A 14633-nucleotide genomic window follows, 5' to 3' on the forward strand; every position below is an offset into this window, starting at 1 on the left:
TCTTTTTTAGATCGCTGTTTATAAATACTCCGTGGTGCAAAATCCTGAATCTTGTTCTATCATTTTTGTCCAGTTAATAGAATGGTATAAAAGCTGGTCGAAAAGAAAGGAGCGGCGTTTTATTGTGACTAATAAGAGAGAGGTACTCGTTCGTCTGGACGGAAAGTATAAGAAAGTTGAAAAACGAAATAATTTTAACGAAACAGCTGCAGCTAAGGATTCGGGAAAAGTACAGCAAAAGTATGAACCTTTACTAAGTGCAAGGCAGTCTGACGAGAAAGAGACAAAAAAAATAGTAAATTTACAAAAGAAACGTCAATTTTTGGAAGATACCCAGCAACCTTTCTGGGATGATGGCAAAAGTCACCAGAGTCCTAAGCTTCCTCCTACACACAGGAAAAAGAAAAACCCGTCATGGGACCAGTTTTCTTTCAGTTTTTTAAAAAATATTGTTTTTTTGTCTGTCACAGCCGCTGTTCTTGTTGGCAGCGCGTTCGGGTTAATGCTGCTTTCTTTATTGTCTGGTAATGATACGAGTGCAGAAAGTGAGCAGGAAGTTTCACAGTCAATTAATCAACCGGCTGAAATTGCAGGCAGTTCAGAGAATGATTTCAGGACATTTCCTTCATTTGACCTCCAGTTAGTTCAGGGCGGCGCGTTTTCTACCGAAGAAAAAGGGCAGGAGATGGCTGGTGTAATAAAAGCAAAAGGGTTTCCTTCGGTATTAATGGAAGATAACGGGACATATTTTTTATTTTTAGGGATCGCCTCCGGCAAGGAATCGGCTGAAGTTATTGGCTCTCATTTGGAAGCGCATAATCAGGATACTTATATTAAGCCTTATGCTTTTAAAACGTCTGAAGCCGAAATAGAGGACTCCGTTTATTCTGTGTTATCAGCTGGTGTGCATTGGATGGAGCTGGCTGCCAGGATGTCGGTTAAAAATATGGAAGGACAAGTCCCTGCTGATCAGGACGTCACGGCTTTTTTCCAAAGCGGAGCAGCCTGGAAACAATCACATGAAGCCCTTTCGACTAACAACAGTGACGTAGAGGAACTGCTTTCACAATGGCTGGATCTGACAGAACCTGTTATGGAAGTCTATTCAGCCGGGACCTTTTCAGATGCTTTTGCATGGGAAATTCAAGATTCACTCCTTAGAGGTATGATTATTTATGATAAGCTAATTAAAGAAATAGAAAATAACAATGACATAGACCACACATAATAAAGATGCAGATAAGGAAGGGGTAATTATGAGTTCGTCCTCACCGCAAGTAAGAATAGAAAAAGATTTAATGGGAGAAAAAAAGATCCCTGCAGAGGCCTATTACGGCATACAGACTATTAGAGCGAAAGAAAATTTTCCAATCACCGGGTATCCTCCCCATGAAGAGCTTATAAAAGCTTTCGGCTACGTGAAAAAAGCGGCAGCTAAAGCGAATGCTAAAGTTGGTGTACTGAATAAAGGCATAGCTGAGGCAATTATTCAAGCAGCTGACGAAGTTATTGCTGGCGAGTTTAACGAAGAATTTATCGTAGACAGTATCCAGGGCGGCGCGGGCACGTCTTTTAATATGAACGCGAACGAAGTCATTGCTAACCGGGCGATAGAAATTCTGGGCGGTAAAAAAGGCGAGTATTTAAAAGTCAGTCCTACAACCCACGTGAATATGGCCCAGTCTACAAACGACACGTTCCCTACCGCAATTAATATCGCCTGTCTTAATTTGTCACAAGGGTTGATTAAAGCATTAAATGAATTAGTTGAGACGATGAAGAAAAAAGAAGACGAGTTTGACCATGTCATAAAAATGGGCAGAACACATCTTCAAGATGCTGTGCCTATAAGGCTGGGACAGGAGTTTGGTTCATATGGGAGGCTCCTCGCCAGGGATTTAAAACGCGTCAAGCAATCAGTTGACCAGCTTTATGAAGTGAACATGGGAGCGACAGCAGTAGGAACCGGATTAAATGCCATGCCTGCCTATATCGATCAGGTGACTAAAAATCTTGCGGAAATAACAGGATTGCCTTTTCATCGTGCGGATAATTTAGTGGATGCCACACAAAATACGGATGCATACACTCAGCTTTCAGGAGCCATGAAAATTCTGGCTATCAACCTATCCAAGATTTCCAATGATCTCAGGCTGATGAGTTCCGGCCCGAGAACCGGCTTTAATGAGATTAATCTTCCACCGAGACAGGCAGGGTCCTCTATTATGCCTGGGAAAGTTAATCCTGTCATGTGTGAAGTTGTTAATCAGATTTCGTTCCAGGTTATAGGAAATGATCACACAATCAGCCTTGCCTCCGAAGCAGGCCAGCTTGAGTTGAATGTTATGGAGCCGGTGCTGGTATTTAATCTTCTGCAATCTTTTACTATATTGAGAAACGGTATTAATGTATTTAAAGAGTTTGCAGTAGAAGGTATTGAAGCAAATATTTATCATTGCAAACAGCTGGTGGAAAATAGTGTAGGGATTATAACAGCTATAAACCCTCACGTTGGATATGAAACAGCAGCAAGGATTGCAAAAGAAGCAATTTCCTCTGGCAGGCCGGTCAGGGAAATTTGCATTGAAAGAGGAATCCTGTCGGAAGAGGAACTTGACCGGATTCTTGACCCATTAGAAATGACTAATCCGGGTATCGCAGCAAAAGAATTAATTTTTGGCGAAGAATAACACCCCCACAGAATGCAGCTTGAACAAAGAGGAAGAGTTTAGTAAAATATTAAGTGTCTCTTCCTCTTTTCATAATCTCTCAAAAAAAGGATGGGACATGCATGAAACCTTTCATATTAGCCTCACAATCCCCGAGAAGAAAGCAGCTTCTGGAACAAGCCCGCCTTTCTTTTTCTATTATTCCAAGCAGTATTGAAGAAACAGTACCTGATCATTACTCCCCCGAAGAAACAGTCGCTTTATTAGCTTACCAAAAAGCCGCAGATGTTTTAAAAAATCACAGAGATTCTGTTATTTTAGGTGCCGACACTATTGTGTCACTTGACGGAACAATTCTGGGTAAACCTGCGAATGATGAAGATGCCAGAGCCAAACTTCACCTCCTTTCCGGCAGAACACACCAGGTTCTTACTGGCGTAGCTATATTATCCTCAGAAAAAGAAATAACTTTTACAGCCCAGGCTCAAGTCTCGTTTTATACGCTGTCAGATGAAGAAATTGACAATTATATACGAAGCGGAGAACCGTCTGATAAAGCAGGAGCGTATGGCATCCAAGGCCTCGGGGCCACATTCGTTGAAAAAGTGGAAGGGGATTACTTTGCGATTGTGGGTCTTCCTATTGCAAAGGTTAGTCGTGCTTTAAAGTCATTTAATTAAAAGGAGGACTTGTATGGCTATGTCGATAATGATTAAAGATGTCCCAAAAAGTGAGAGGCCAAGGGAAAGGATGCTGAGGGAAGGCCCTCAGTCCCTGTCCAACCAGGATTTAATTGCGCTTTTACTTGGTTCCGGAACCAGATCAGAATCAGTTATTCAGCTTTCAGCAAGAGTAATTCAGCATTTTAATGGGCTTAAAATGCTGAAAGACGCCAGCATAAAAGAATTAATGGATATTCACGGGATAGGTGAAGCGAAAGCCGTGCAGCTCAGGGCTGCACTCGAATTAGGAAAGCGGATTAAGCAGTTTCCAGCTGAAGATCGTTATGTGATCCGTTCCCCGGAAGATGTTTCCCTTTATATGATGGATGAGATGCGCCACTTACAGCAGGAACATTTTGTGTGCCTCTATCTAAATACCAAGAACCAGGTGGTTCATAAACAGACCGTTTTTATCGGAAGCCTGAATGCATCGATTGTTCATCCGCGGGAAGTATTTAAAGAAGCTTTCCGGTATTCAGCTGCCTCTATCGTATGTCTGCACAATCACCCTTCTGGTGACCCTGGACCAAGCCGGGAAGATATTGATGTTACTAAACGGCTCAGTGAATGCGGAAAAATGCTGGGAATTGAGCTGCTAGACCATGTTATTATCGGTGATAAAAGATTCTGTTCTTTAAAAGAAAAAGGTTATCTTTAATTCTTCTATGTATTCTCCCCCAGTGTTAAACTCCCTTTATAAAAATTGGAAATAACGCTCTTTCCATTATGTACACACTCCCCCTGTTATGTTAGGATAAAATGAGGATTTTACTGAGTATGATGGAAAATACTACTCAATTCTTAAAAGATTGAGTATAATTAATCTTATGGACTTTTAATTCCATTTAGAGCATACTTGAGTGTTTTTTATTAATTATAAATTTTTTAGACCTTGAGAGGAGATTACATAGATGTTCGCAGGATTTTCTAGGGATTTAGGAATTGATTTAGGTACGGCAAACACATTAGTGTACGTAAAAGGTAAAGGAGTCATTCTCCGAGAACCTTCAGTAGTAGCGATGCGGTCGGATACAGGGGGAATTGAAGCAGTTGGAAACGATGCAAAGAATATGATAGGGCGTACACCGGGGAATATAGTGGCGATCAGACCAATGAAAGATGGTGTGATCGCTGATTTTGATACGACAGCTACCATGATGAAATATTTTATTCAGCAGGCTCTGCGGACCCGCTCAGTATTCACGAGAAAACCCAATGTGATGGTATGTGTACCTTCCGGCATTACTGCTGTAGAGAAACGAGCTGTTGAAGACGCTACGAAGCAGGCTGGAGCCCGTGAGGCTTATACAATTGAAGAACCTTTTGCGGCCGCTATCGGTGCAAATCTTCCAGTATGGGAGCCGACAGGGAGCATGGTTGTTGATATAGGCGGAGGAACGACAGAGGTGGCAATTATTTCACTGGGCGGTATTGTAACAAGTCAGTCCGTCCGCGTAGCAGGAGATGAAATGGATGATGCAATCGTCCATTATATTAAAAAGACATACAGCCTTATGATTGGTGAACGCACAGCTGAGGCAATTAAATTTGAAGTGGGTTCAGCCGGCACAGCAGAGCCGGGTGCCGAGATGGATATTCGCGGTAGAGATCTCGTTTCAGGTCTTCCAAAAACAATTACAATAAACTCAGAAGAAATAACAGCAGCATTAGCTGACACAGTAGCACAAATAGTCCAGGCAGTAAAAGATACACTTGAGGAATCGCCTCCGGAACTTGCTGCAGACATTATGGATCGAGGGATCGTATTAACTGGCGGGGGCGCACTGTTAAGAAACATTGATAAAGTGTTGGCTGATGAAACAAATATGCCTGTGCTTGTTTCCGAAGATCCTTTGGATTGTGTAGCTGTAGGTACGGGGAAAGCACTGGAAAACCTTCATTTATTCCGGTCAAAAGCAGGAATATCCGTACGCTCAAATCGAAAAGGATAAAGTAGGTGTCGCAGATGTCTCCATTTTTTTCTAACAAGCGGCTGATTATTTTATTAGTTTGCATGATTATTCTTGTCGCACTAATCGGTTACTCCATGAGTGACAGAAAAACACTTTCATGGCCTGAACAGTTTGTGGCAGATACTGTAGGTACGGTTCAGTCAGCATTTTCAATTCCCGCTCATTTGGCAGCGGGTTTCTTTGAGAACGTGCGCGATATGAGAAATTTATACACTGAGAATCAAGTGTTAAAATCGCATTTGGATGAATTTGCTTCGCTTCAGGTTGAGTTGAACCAATTGCGCAGAAAAAATGAAGAACTTGAGGGAGCTCTTGACCTTCAGGATGATTTAGATTTGATGGACTATACTGTCCGGTCAGCAATGGTGATTCACCGTTCGCCCGACAGATGGAATGAACTTGTAGGGATTAATAAAGGGGCACAGGATGGCATCGAAGAAGATATGGCAGTGATGACATCCCAGGGGCTGATTGGAAAAGTGAAACAGGTTTCGCAATTTTCATCATCAATACAATTATTAAGTGACCAGGATATTACAAACCGTATTTCAGCAATGGCAGACGGGGACGAAAGTATTTATGGCTTCATAGAAGGCATTGATAATGAGAGTGGCTATTTGCAGTTTACTAAACTTGATATTGATGCTGAACTTGAAACAGGCCAAACTGTGTCTACTTCCGGTTTGGGAGGCGTTTTTCCTGAAGGCTTAATGATTGGAGAAATTGTAGATTATGAAAATGATGAATACGGGCTTACCCAAACGGCCTATATAGAACCTTCAGCTAATTTTTATCATTTGGATTATGTAATGGTTGTTGAGCGGGGGGCTCCGACTCTTGAGGATGATATAAACCCGGATGCTGAGGCGGATAACTCATGATAGCTCGTTATTCTTTAATTATTGTAGTGTTTATTCTGTTTATAGTTGAAGGAACGGTTTATCAAATATTTGCACCAGATCTGCATGGTTTTCCTTACCAGTTAATTCCCCGGTGGATGTTTATGCTGATTTTACTGACCGGGATCTTCCGGGGAAGAGGGTACGGGTTGTTTTATGGAATTGTGTTTGGGGTTTTTTATGATATTGTGTATTCTCAAATTCTTGGTATATACACGTTTGGAATGGGATTAATTGCTTATATTTTATCTATTTCAATCCCCTTTATAAAAGATAATGTGGCAATGACTATTCTCACAGTGACGTTTGGTGTTGTGTTGCTGGAATATTACGTGTTTGGAATGATGACGTTACTAGGGGTGACTGATATGCCCCATGAAACTTTTTTTAACGACCGTTTTCTTCCAACTATGATTATGAATTTTACGCTTCTGGTTATTTTTACTTACCCATTAAGGTTATGGTTTCAGTACCTTGAGAAGAAGTTTAATGAATTAGTTTAATAGCCGTATTTTCCGGAAAGTGAGGGGGGAGGCATTGTGAAAAGTAACCAGAGAAAGTCCCAGCATGTCATTATAAAAGGAACAAAAGATGGTTTAACTTTTCTGCTGGATGATCAGTGTTCAATAGAAACGCTTAAAGAGGAATTGCAGAAAACCCTTTCCGACAGGCCCGAGTCAGCAAATGAATCTGTTCAGCATGTAAACGCCAAACTGGTAGTTGGCAAACGCTATTTAGACCGTTTTCAAATTGAAGAACTGGAAAGTCTATTTTCAGAAGAGATGAATGTAACCATAAATGAAATTGAATCAGAAGTTATTTCAAAAGAAGAAGCAGAAGAAATGAAACAGAATATGCAGGTAACGAGAGTGGTTAAAGTTATAAGATCAGGGCAAGTACTGGACTTCAAAGGAGATCTGCTTCTGATCGGAGATGTGAACCCAGGGGGAACAGTTAAAGCGACGGGAAATATCTACATAATGGGAAGTCTCAAGGGAATTGCCCACGCAGGCAGCCAGGGTAATGAAGAAGCTATTATCTGTGCGGCGGAGATGAAACCTTCCCAGTTACGTATAGCTTCAATGATCCGCAGACCACCTGAACAGAATGGAGAAAATTCCGGTTTTGAAGAAGGCGAATGTGCCTATCTGAATGAAGACAAGGAAATGGTTCTGGATAAACTTCAGATACTGTCTAAAATACGGCCCGGCCTTTCAATGGAAATTTAATAACAAATGGGAAGTATTGAGTAATCAGAAGGTTGCTAGAAAGGGGAGAAGAATATGGGAGAAGCCATTGTTGTGACCTCAGGAAAAGGCGGCGTAGGAAAGACTACTACCACAGCTAATATTGGTACAGCCCTTGCGTTGGCCGGAAAAAAAGTCTGTCTGGTAGATACAGATATCGGTCTAAGAAATTTAGATGTGGTGATGGGGCTTGAAAACAGGATTATTTACGATCTGGTAGATGTGGTGGAAGGAGATTGCCGGCTTCATCAGGCGTTAATTAAAGACAAACGATTTGATTGCCTTTATCTTCTTCCTGCTGCCCAGACAAAAGATAAGTCTGCTGTAGAGCCGTCGCAAATGAAAAAGTTAGTTGATGAGTTAAAACAGGATTATGATTATATTCTTATCGATTGCCCGGCGGGCATCGAACAGGGATTCAAAAATGCGGTTGCAGGAGCGGACAAGGCGGTCGTAGTTACTACTCCCGAAATTTCTTCAGTGAGAGATGCTGACAGAATAATTGGTCTGATTGAAAAAGAAGAGCATATTTCTTCCCCGAAACTTATTATTAACCGGATTCGACCTCATATGATGAAAAACGGAGATGCGATGGATGTCGAAGAGATTGTGTCTATTCTCGCTATCGATCTGCTTGGAATTGTAATAGATGATGATGATGTGATTAAATCATCTAATAAGGGTGAGCCGATTGCAACTGATCCAAAGAGTAAAGCTTCTATTGCTTACCGGAACATCGGTCGGCGCATTACCGGTGAAACAGTTCCCCTTATGTCACTCGATGAAAAGAAGGGTGTATTCAAAAAAGTAAAGGACTTTCTGGGAATACGAGGATAAACTAAAACAGCTTAAATGAGCTGTCAGGCTGATGAGAAAACTTTCTCATCAGCTTTTTTTTATATAAAGGATTGGGGTCAGACCCCCCATTTTATTCCATTTATATCGGTAATTAGGAAGGATTATTTAGTAATTGTGAAATCTCTCAGAAATCTTAAAAATTTTCAAAAATATTACTTGAAAACGTTATCATAAAGAATTATAATACAAATATGAAAACGATTACATGGTTTGAATCAATAGGAAATATCATTTTATATTATAATTATAATTTCCTATTTTTTTAAAAACTGTGTGAAATCGTTATCAGAAAAACCTTTAAAGGGGGCAATACAGAAAATGAAAATTTGGAAAAAGGTACTTTCGGGAGCGGTCGCTATATCCATGGTGAGTGTTATGGCTGCATGTGGTGGAGATGATGATGCAAATGAAACACCTGTCAACGACGATCCTGCCAATGAAACGGAAAACAACAACGCAGGCAACGTAAACAATAATGATGAAGACGGAGCAAAAGCTTCTGAAGACCAGGAGGAAGTCACTCTTACTTATGCCCGGGGACATGATGCTACTGGTGCAACTGACAAACTGGTTGAAGCTTTCATGGAAGAAAATCCGCATATTACAGTCGAATTCCGTGAAATGCCGGCTGATACAGGTCAATCTCATGACCAGTATGTAACTGAGTTTAGTGCCGGAGATGCCACAATTGACGTGTTTGATGCAGATGTCATCTGGCCTGCTGAATTTGCGCAAGGCGGATATGTACTCGAATTAGACCGTTTTATTGAAAGAGACGGTATTGACATGGATGACTACTTTGAAGGAACGGTGGATTCGGGTAACTTTGACGGCCGCCAATGGGCGATGCCTAAGTTTACAGATGCCGGATTATTGTATTACCGCTCCGACATTGTAGATGAAGCGCCTGAAACGTGGGATGACCTTATTGAAATGGCTGGTGAATACCAGGGTGAAGAAGGAACGGACTTTGGATACTTAATGCAGGCTAACCAGTATGAAGGTCTTGTAGTAAACGCAATTGAATTCATCGCTTCTTATGGTGGAGAAGTTATTAATGAAAATCAGGAAGTGACTGTTAACTCTCCTGAAACAATTTCTGCTATTGAAAAAATGGTTGAAATTGTTGAGTCAGATTTTGTACCGGGTAATATCTTAAACTTTGATGAGCCATCAACACATACAGCTTTCCTTGAAGGTCAATCTGTATTTGCGCGTAACTGGCCATACATGCAGGCGATGACTGAGGATGAAGACCAGTCACAAGTGCAGGGCAATGTTGAATTCGCTCTGTTACCTGCCGGCGATGCAGGCAGTGCAGCGGGGCTTGGCGGCTGGATGACTATGATCAACCGTAACAGTGAAAACCCTGAAGAGGCCTGGGAATTCGTGAAATTCATGACAGGTCCTGAAGGCCAAAAAATCACTGCGATTGATGGAGGATCTGCCCCTACTTTACGTGACCTTTATGAAGACGAAGAAGTACGTGATGCTGCTCCATTATTTGCAGATGAAGAGTTTGTTGCAACACTGGAAAATGCGGTACCGAGACCAGTTTCACCAATCTACCCGCAAATTTCAGACATTATGCAAATTGAACTTTCACGAGCACTTGCAGGAGAGATTTCTGCAGAAGAAGCAGCTGAAAATATGGAATCTGAAATCGAGTCGGCTTTAGCGGAATAACATGTGTGAGGGAAGTGGATCACAGTCCGCTTCCCTCTTGCTATATGTTCATTGAGTTTTCAGCGGAATTTTTATGGGTTCTCCATTAATATGAAACGCATTATAAATCGCGAGTAGTTAGTTTAAAGCAGGTGAGGGGATACAGATGGCAACCATTAAAGAAGTAGCAGCAAAATCCGGATTGTCACCAACCACAGTTTCGAGAGTAATAAATAATCATCCCTACGTAGATGATGCGAAACGAAAAAAAGTCATGCAGGCAATGGAGGACTTGGGATATGTCCCTAACTCTTCTGCCAGAAGGCTGCGTGGCCAAAGAACCAATACGATTGCAGTGATCATCTCGCGAATTGTGAATCCATTTTTCAGCCATTTAGTAGATGCGATGGAATTGATTGCCGGGGAAAAAGGCTATCAGCTAATTTTGTGTGATTCCCGTTTAGATAAAGGCCGGGAATTACGGCATTTAGAATTGTTGAAAGCTAAACAAGTTGACGGGATTATTTTAGCTTCCTTACAAAATGAGTGGAAGGCTATTGAACCTTTTACAAAATACGGACCGGTCATCAGCTGCAATGAATATGATACAAATGCACAGATGCCGGTAATCCGCTGTGATCAGGTGTATGGCGGTTATATTGGAACAAAGCACCTTATTGAAAAAGGCCATACTAAAATTGCTTATGCGGGTGGTGCTGACCGTATTCAATTAACAAGAGACAGAAAAACAGGAGTCTTTAAAGCTCTTAAGGAACACGGGCTCTCTATTCCCGAAGAGTGGATGTTTCCAAGCTTTTACGGCATTGAAGACGGTAAAAATATATTCCAGCGGATCTATGCGATGGAAAATCGGCCGACAGCTATATTTGCCGGCGGGGATGAAGTAGCTGCAGGAATTATTCAGGAAGCAAAACGGTTTAACTACCGCATTCCAGAAGATTTAGCAGTGATAGGGTATGACAATCAGCCCATTGCCGATTTAATTAATCCCGGAATTACCACGATTGAACAGCCTATGAAACTGATGGGGACAAGGGCAATGGAAATGATGGTAGATATGATTGCCTATAATAGAAAAGTCACTTATAAAAAAGAGATTTTGCCGCTTCAGTTAGTGGTTCGCCAGTCAACGTGAATAGCGGACCTCTAGCCTTTCTGCTGAAATCGATTTCAGATTTTACCAGTTTAATAGACGATTGATAAGAATCCTGTAAAGGAGGATGAACATGGGAGATAAGAAAAAAGGCTTTCAATTAAGTGAAACACAGCTCGGATATTTAATGGTTCTTCCTGCTCTTATACTTATTGCTGCTGTCACTCTTTGGCCGGTAGCCCAGTCGTTCTGGAACAGTATGTTTGATTACCGGTTAAATGATCCGACGAGGAACCAGACAACTCTCAGCTATCAGATTGACCTTGAAACGTACGCTAATAATTACTTTTATATTGACCGGGATTTAGAAGCCATTGAAAACGAAGCGGCGGACACTGAGTTAGAGGAAACAGTGGCTCAGCTTCGCCAGGAGATTGAGACTTACCACGACCAGCTCGTGACGCTTCCTGAAATTGAAGAGCAGTACGAGATTGTTGACGAAATGGTTATGAACTTTGAGCCGGTTAATGACCGGGACTTGCGGTATGGCAGCCTGGACAATGATTTTGCAGAAGGCTATATTTCTTTACTGGAGGATGGCCAGGATGAGCTTTTGGACGCCATAGGCGACCATGACGAGGAAATGGAAAGCGCCTTGAGTGCCGGGGCTGCTTCACTGACATCCCTCGATCGCAGCTTAATAAGACCTAACTTTATTGGTCTTCAAAATTACGGTAAATATTTAACGGACGCCCGTATGTGGTCTGCGATGTGGAATACAGTGTTCTTTACCGTCGTTTCTGTCTTTTTTGAATTGACAATTGGACTTGCGGTAGCTCTCATTATTAACAGAGCGTTCATTGGACGCGGAGCTGTCCGGGCGGCTGTTCTGATTCCCTGGGCGATTCCGACTGCGGTCAGTGCGATGATGTGGAATTACCTTTATGATGGACAGTCTGGGGTTGTTGCTCATTATTTCGAACAGCTGGGATTAATTTCTGATGCCTCGGTGCTTTTAAGTACAGGCTCAGGAGCTATGTTCTCCATCATTTTGGCAGACGTCTGGAAAACGATGCCTTATATGGCTTTATTGCTCCTTGCCGGTTTGCAGACGATTCCTGAATCCTTGTATGAAGCCGCGGAAGTTGACGGGGCCAACAGGATACAGCGCTTTATTAACATCACCCTGCCGATGCTTAAATCAGCCATTCTTGTAGCTTTACTGTTCAGAACGCTGGATGCCTTCCGGGTATTTGACTTGATTTATGTACTGACAGGCGGAGGACCTGCCAACAGTACGGAATCAATATCTGTTTATGCCTATCAGGTGCTTTTTGCGCAATCTAACTTTGGTGAAGGGTCTGTGCTCTCAGTCATAGTGTTCTTATCTGTGGCTCTTATCAGTATCATTTTCATCAAATTGATCGGTTCTGACTTGTTTGAAGGCAAAACAGGCAAATAACAAAGGAGGTTATCAAACATGCGAAAACGAGCAGGTGTCTCATTTTATATCTTTCTAAGCTTGTTTATCTTTGTGATTATGTTCCCGTTTCTATGGGTCTTTCTCACGTCAATTAAACCGCCTATTGAAATTTTCGCAGGCTTTAACTGGTTTACAACGAATCCGACTTTACAGTCTTATATTAATGCCATAGATACAAGGCCTTTGTTTCTGTATATGTGGAATAGTATTGCGGTCTCAACTCTAACCACAGTGATAGCTATCTCTGTTGCATCACTTGCGGCTTACGCTGTCACCCGGCTGCCAATTAAATTTAAAGGGACCATACTCGGGATCGTGCTTGCGGCAGCTATGTTTCCGCAAATCGCGATTATTTCACCTATTTTCAACCTGATTCAGAGCCTGGGGCTTCGTAACAGTTATATGGGGCTCGTTATCCCTTACATCACGATCAGTTTACCGCTTGCTATCTGGATTTTGGCGACTTTCTTTAAGAAAATACCTTTTGAGCTGGAAGAGTCAGCCAAACTGGACGGTGCCACACCCTTTCAAACGTTCAGAAAGATTATTTTTCCGCTTGCGGCACCCGGCGTGTTTACTACAGCCATTCTCGTGTTCATTGCGGCATGGAACGAATATTTATTTGCGTTAACTATAAACTCTGATGATAACTGGCGCACGGTGCCTGTAGGACTGTCCATGTACCAGTCCCAGTATACGATCCCTTGGGGAGATATTACCGCCGCAACTGTTCTTGTGACGATTCCGATCGTTGTCGTCGTTCTCCTGTTCCAGAGACGTATAGTGGCCGGGCTCACTTCAGGGTCTGTAAAAGAATAAACGGTGTCACACTTTAAACATACTGGAATATAATACGATTACCCCCTTATATTAATATATATTTTGGTACCTCCTTCATTTACGAAGGAGGTTTTTTTTATGATAAGACGGAATAGATCTGGCGGATCACCTCACTTCTTTGATTGAAGGGCAGAAACTCTTGCTTCCTGAGGCATTAAGCGAAGTTTGTAAATCCACCTTACCTAAGCGATTTTTCAGGAAATTCACTTGAAGACAAACACTCGGGTTATGTTCGGGAGCTTGGCGGTTCTAACCTTTTTAGCCAGGGCATAAAATCAGTTAAGACGAAATTATGGACAAGGATGGGAAGCTGATGAATCACAAAGTGACAAAGCTAAAAAGGAAAATGGAAGCGAAACGCCGTCAGAGAAATATCCGGAAAGTTACGGAACAAACAGGTGAAAGGCTGAGAGGGGACGGGCCTTCCTATTGGGGGATGAAGCACGATGAAGAGCGTGAAGATACGTTTTATCCTATTGAAACCGGTAAAGGACTTCCCCAGGACAAGTCTTCCCCTGAGCCCTTTTTTAGAAAAGATACGTTTATGATGCAGATTTTGGCCAGTATATGCCTGTTTTTAATTGTAGCTATTATACTGCAGTCAAACTCTCCTGCATTGGAAGGGCCAAGAAATTATATTTATACGTCTTTTCAAGAAGAGTTTCAATTTGATCGGGCGGCAGCCTGGTATGAAGATTTATTCGGGCGCCCTCTTGCACTTCTTCCTGATCAGATGGAAACAGTTGCCCCTGGAAATATGAATGATAATTTAGAGGATAATTACGCCCTCCCGGCGACAGGGACCGTAAAGGAGACTTTTGATCAAAACGGCAGGGGAATTTTTGTAGAAACAGAGGCAGGTGAATCAGTTGAAGCTGTCAGAAGCGGCGTCGTCCGTTACATTGGCGAAGATGAAGAGAATGACTGGGGGAAAATTGTTATCGTCCGCCATTATGACGGCGGGGAATCATGGTACGGGATGCTGGATGAGATTCATGTAAGCCTGTATGACCACGTGGACAGCGGAGAAAAGTTAGCCCAGGTCTCTTCGATTAAAGACGACTCAGAAGTAGGGGTGTATTACTTTGCTATTAAAGAAGGGGAGGTCTTTATTGACCCTGTAGAAGTGATCTCCCTTGACTGATTTATTGAGAAAAATCAAA

General features: G+C 42.1%; 14 protein-coding genes. All 14 read left to right on the forward strand.

The window, feature by feature from the left end; translation table 11 throughout:
* Nucleotides 1-124 precede the first annotated feature (124 nt).
* Complete coding sequence (locus tag K8O68_RS13825; protein WP_230897448.1) at nucleotides 125-1228, forward strand: hypothetical protein; 1104 nt, start codon at nucleotides 125-127, stop codon at nucleotides 1226-1228.
* Nucleotides 1229-1256: 28 nt separating this feature from the next.
* Nucleotides 1257-2690 carry an aspartate ammonia-lyase gene (gene aspA, locus K8O68_RS13830; protein ID WP_230897449.1) on the forward strand — a complete coding sequence of 478 codons (1434 nt, stop codon included), beginning with the start codon at nucleotides 1257-1259 and terminating at the stop codon, nucleotides 2688-2690.
* Nucleotides 2691-2791: 101 nt separating this feature from the next.
* On the forward strand, nucleotides 2792-3349 hold the full coding sequence (locus K8O68_RS13835) for a Maf family protein (protein WP_230897450.1): 558 nt from the start codon (nucleotides 2792-2794) through the stop codon (nucleotides 3347-3349).
* 13 nt (nucleotides 3350-3362) lie between these two features.
* Nucleotides 3363-4049 (forward strand): RadC family protein, encoded by a 687-nt coding sequence (radC, locus tag K8O68_RS13840; RefSeq protein WP_230897451.1) that lies wholly within the window; start codon nucleotides 3363-3365, stop codon nucleotides 4047-4049.
* A gap of 253 nt (nucleotides 4050-4302) precedes the next feature.
* A complete protein-coding gene (locus K8O68_RS13845) occupies nucleotides 4303-5343 on the forward strand; it encodes a rod shape-determining protein (RefSeq protein ID WP_093049816.1) in 1041 nt (346 codons plus the stop codon).
* A gap of 14 nt (nucleotides 5344-5357) precedes the next feature.
* Nucleotides 5358-6245 carry a rod shape-determining protein MreC gene (gene mreC, locus K8O68_RS13850; protein ID WP_230897452.1) on the forward strand — a complete coding sequence of 296 codons (888 nt, stop codon included), beginning with the start codon at nucleotides 5358-5360 and terminating at the stop codon, nucleotides 6243-6245.
* Complete coding sequence (mreD, locus tag K8O68_RS13855; protein WP_230897453.1) at nucleotides 6242-6766, forward strand: rod shape-determining protein MreD; 525 nt, start codon at nucleotides 6242-6244, stop codon at nucleotides 6764-6766. Before mreC ends, mreD begins: the two co-directional genes overlap by 4 nt.
* Before the next feature lie 36 nt (nucleotides 6767-6802).
* Nucleotides 6803-7492: a septum site-determining protein MinC gene (gene minC, locus K8O68_RS13860; protein ID WP_230897454.1), complete on the forward strand. Its 690-nt coding sequence runs from the start codon at nucleotides 6803-6805 to the stop codon at nucleotides 7490-7492.
* Nucleotides 7493-7546: 54 nt separating this feature from the next.
* Nucleotides 7547-8347 (forward strand): septum site-determining protein MinD, encoded by an 801-nt coding sequence (minD, locus tag K8O68_RS13865; RefSeq protein WP_093049824.1) that lies wholly within the window; start codon nucleotides 7547-7549, stop codon nucleotides 8345-8347.
* A gap of 339 nt (nucleotides 8348-8686) precedes the next feature.
* Nucleotides 8687-10054, forward strand: a complete 1368-nt coding sequence (locus tag K8O68_RS13870; protein ID WP_230897455.1) for an ABC transporter substrate-binding protein — start codon at nucleotides 8687-8689, stop codon at nucleotides 10052-10054.
* A 145-nt stretch (nucleotides 10055-10199) separates the two neighbouring features.
* Nucleotides 10200-11189, forward strand: a complete 990-nt coding sequence (locus K8O68_RS13875) for a LacI family DNA-binding transcriptional regulator (protein ID WP_230897456.1) — start codon at nucleotides 10200-10202, stop codon at nucleotides 11187-11189.
* 91 nt (nucleotides 11190-11280) lie between these two features.
* Complete coding sequence (locus tag K8O68_RS13880; protein WP_230897457.1) at nucleotides 11281-12609, forward strand: carbohydrate ABC transporter permease; 1329 nt, start codon at nucleotides 11281-11283, stop codon at nucleotides 12607-12609.
* 18 nt (nucleotides 12610-12627) lie between these two features.
* A complete protein-coding gene (locus K8O68_RS13885; protein ID WP_230897458.1) occupies nucleotides 12628-13449 on the forward strand; it encodes a carbohydrate ABC transporter permease in 822 nt (273 codons plus the stop codon).
* Nucleotides 13450-13783: 334 nt separating this feature from the next.
* Nucleotides 13784-14614 carry a M23 family metallopeptidase gene (locus tag K8O68_RS13890; protein ID WP_230897459.1) on the forward strand — a complete coding sequence of 277 codons (831 nt, stop codon included), beginning with the start codon at nucleotides 13784-13786 and terminating at the stop codon, nucleotides 14612-14614.
* Nucleotides 14615-14633 lie beyond the last annotated feature (19 nt).

The sequence above is a fragment of the Salipaludibacillus sp. CUR1 genome (assembly GCF_021028955.1).
Taxonomy (GTDB): Bacteria; Bacillota; Bacilli; order Bacillales; family Salisediminibacteriaceae; genus Salipaludibacillus.

What these genes read in the sequence shown, in the direction of transcription:
- mreC (WP_230897452.1), top strand. Translation starts at nt 5,358, where the DNA reads ATGTCTCCATTTTTTTCTAACAAGCGGCTGATTATTTTATTAGTTTGC.
- mreD (WP_230897453.1), top strand. Translation starts at nt 6,242, where the DNA reads ATGATAGCTCGTTATTCTTTAATTATTGTAGTGTTTATTCTGTTTATA.
- radC (WP_230897451.1), top strand. Translation starts at nt 3,363, where the DNA reads ATGGCTATGTCGATAATGATTAAAGATGTCCCAAAAAGTGAGAGGCCA.
- K8O68_RS13870 (WP_230897455.1), top strand. Translation starts at nt 8,687, where the DNA reads ATGAAAATTTGGAAAAAGGTACTTTCGGGAGCGGTCGCTATATCCATG.
- minD (WP_093049824.1), top strand. Translation starts at nt 7,547, where the DNA reads ATGGGAGAAGCCATTGTTGTGACCTCAGGAAAAGGCGGCGTAGGAAAG.
- K8O68_RS13880 (WP_230897457.1), top strand. Translation starts at nt 11,281, where the DNA reads ATGGGAGATAAGAAAAAAGGCTTTCAATTAAGTGAAACACAGCTCGGA.
- K8O68_RS13835 (WP_230897450.1), top strand. Translation starts at nt 2,792, where the DNA reads ATGAAACCTTTCATATTAGCCTCACAATCCCCGAGAAGAAAGCAGCTT.
- K8O68_RS13845 (WP_093049816.1), top strand. Translation starts at nt 4,303, where the DNA reads ATGTTCGCAGGATTTTCTAGGGATTTAGGAATTGATTTAGGTACGGCA.
- K8O68_RS13875 (WP_230897456.1), top strand. Translation starts at nt 10,200, where the DNA reads ATGGCAACCATTAAAGAAGTAGCAGCAAAATCCGGATTGTCACCAACC.
- K8O68_RS13890 (WP_230897459.1), top strand. Translation starts at nt 13,784, where the DNA reads ATGAATCACAAAGTGACAAAGCTAAAAAGGAAAATGGAAGCGAAACGC.
- aspA (WP_230897449.1), top strand. Translation starts at nt 1,257, where the DNA reads ATGAGTTCGTCCTCACCGCAAGTAAGAATAGAAAAAGATTTAATGGGA.
- K8O68_RS13885 (WP_230897458.1), top strand. Translation starts at nt 12,628, where the DNA reads ATGCGAAAACGAGCAGGTGTCTCATTTTATATCTTTCTAAGCTTGTTT.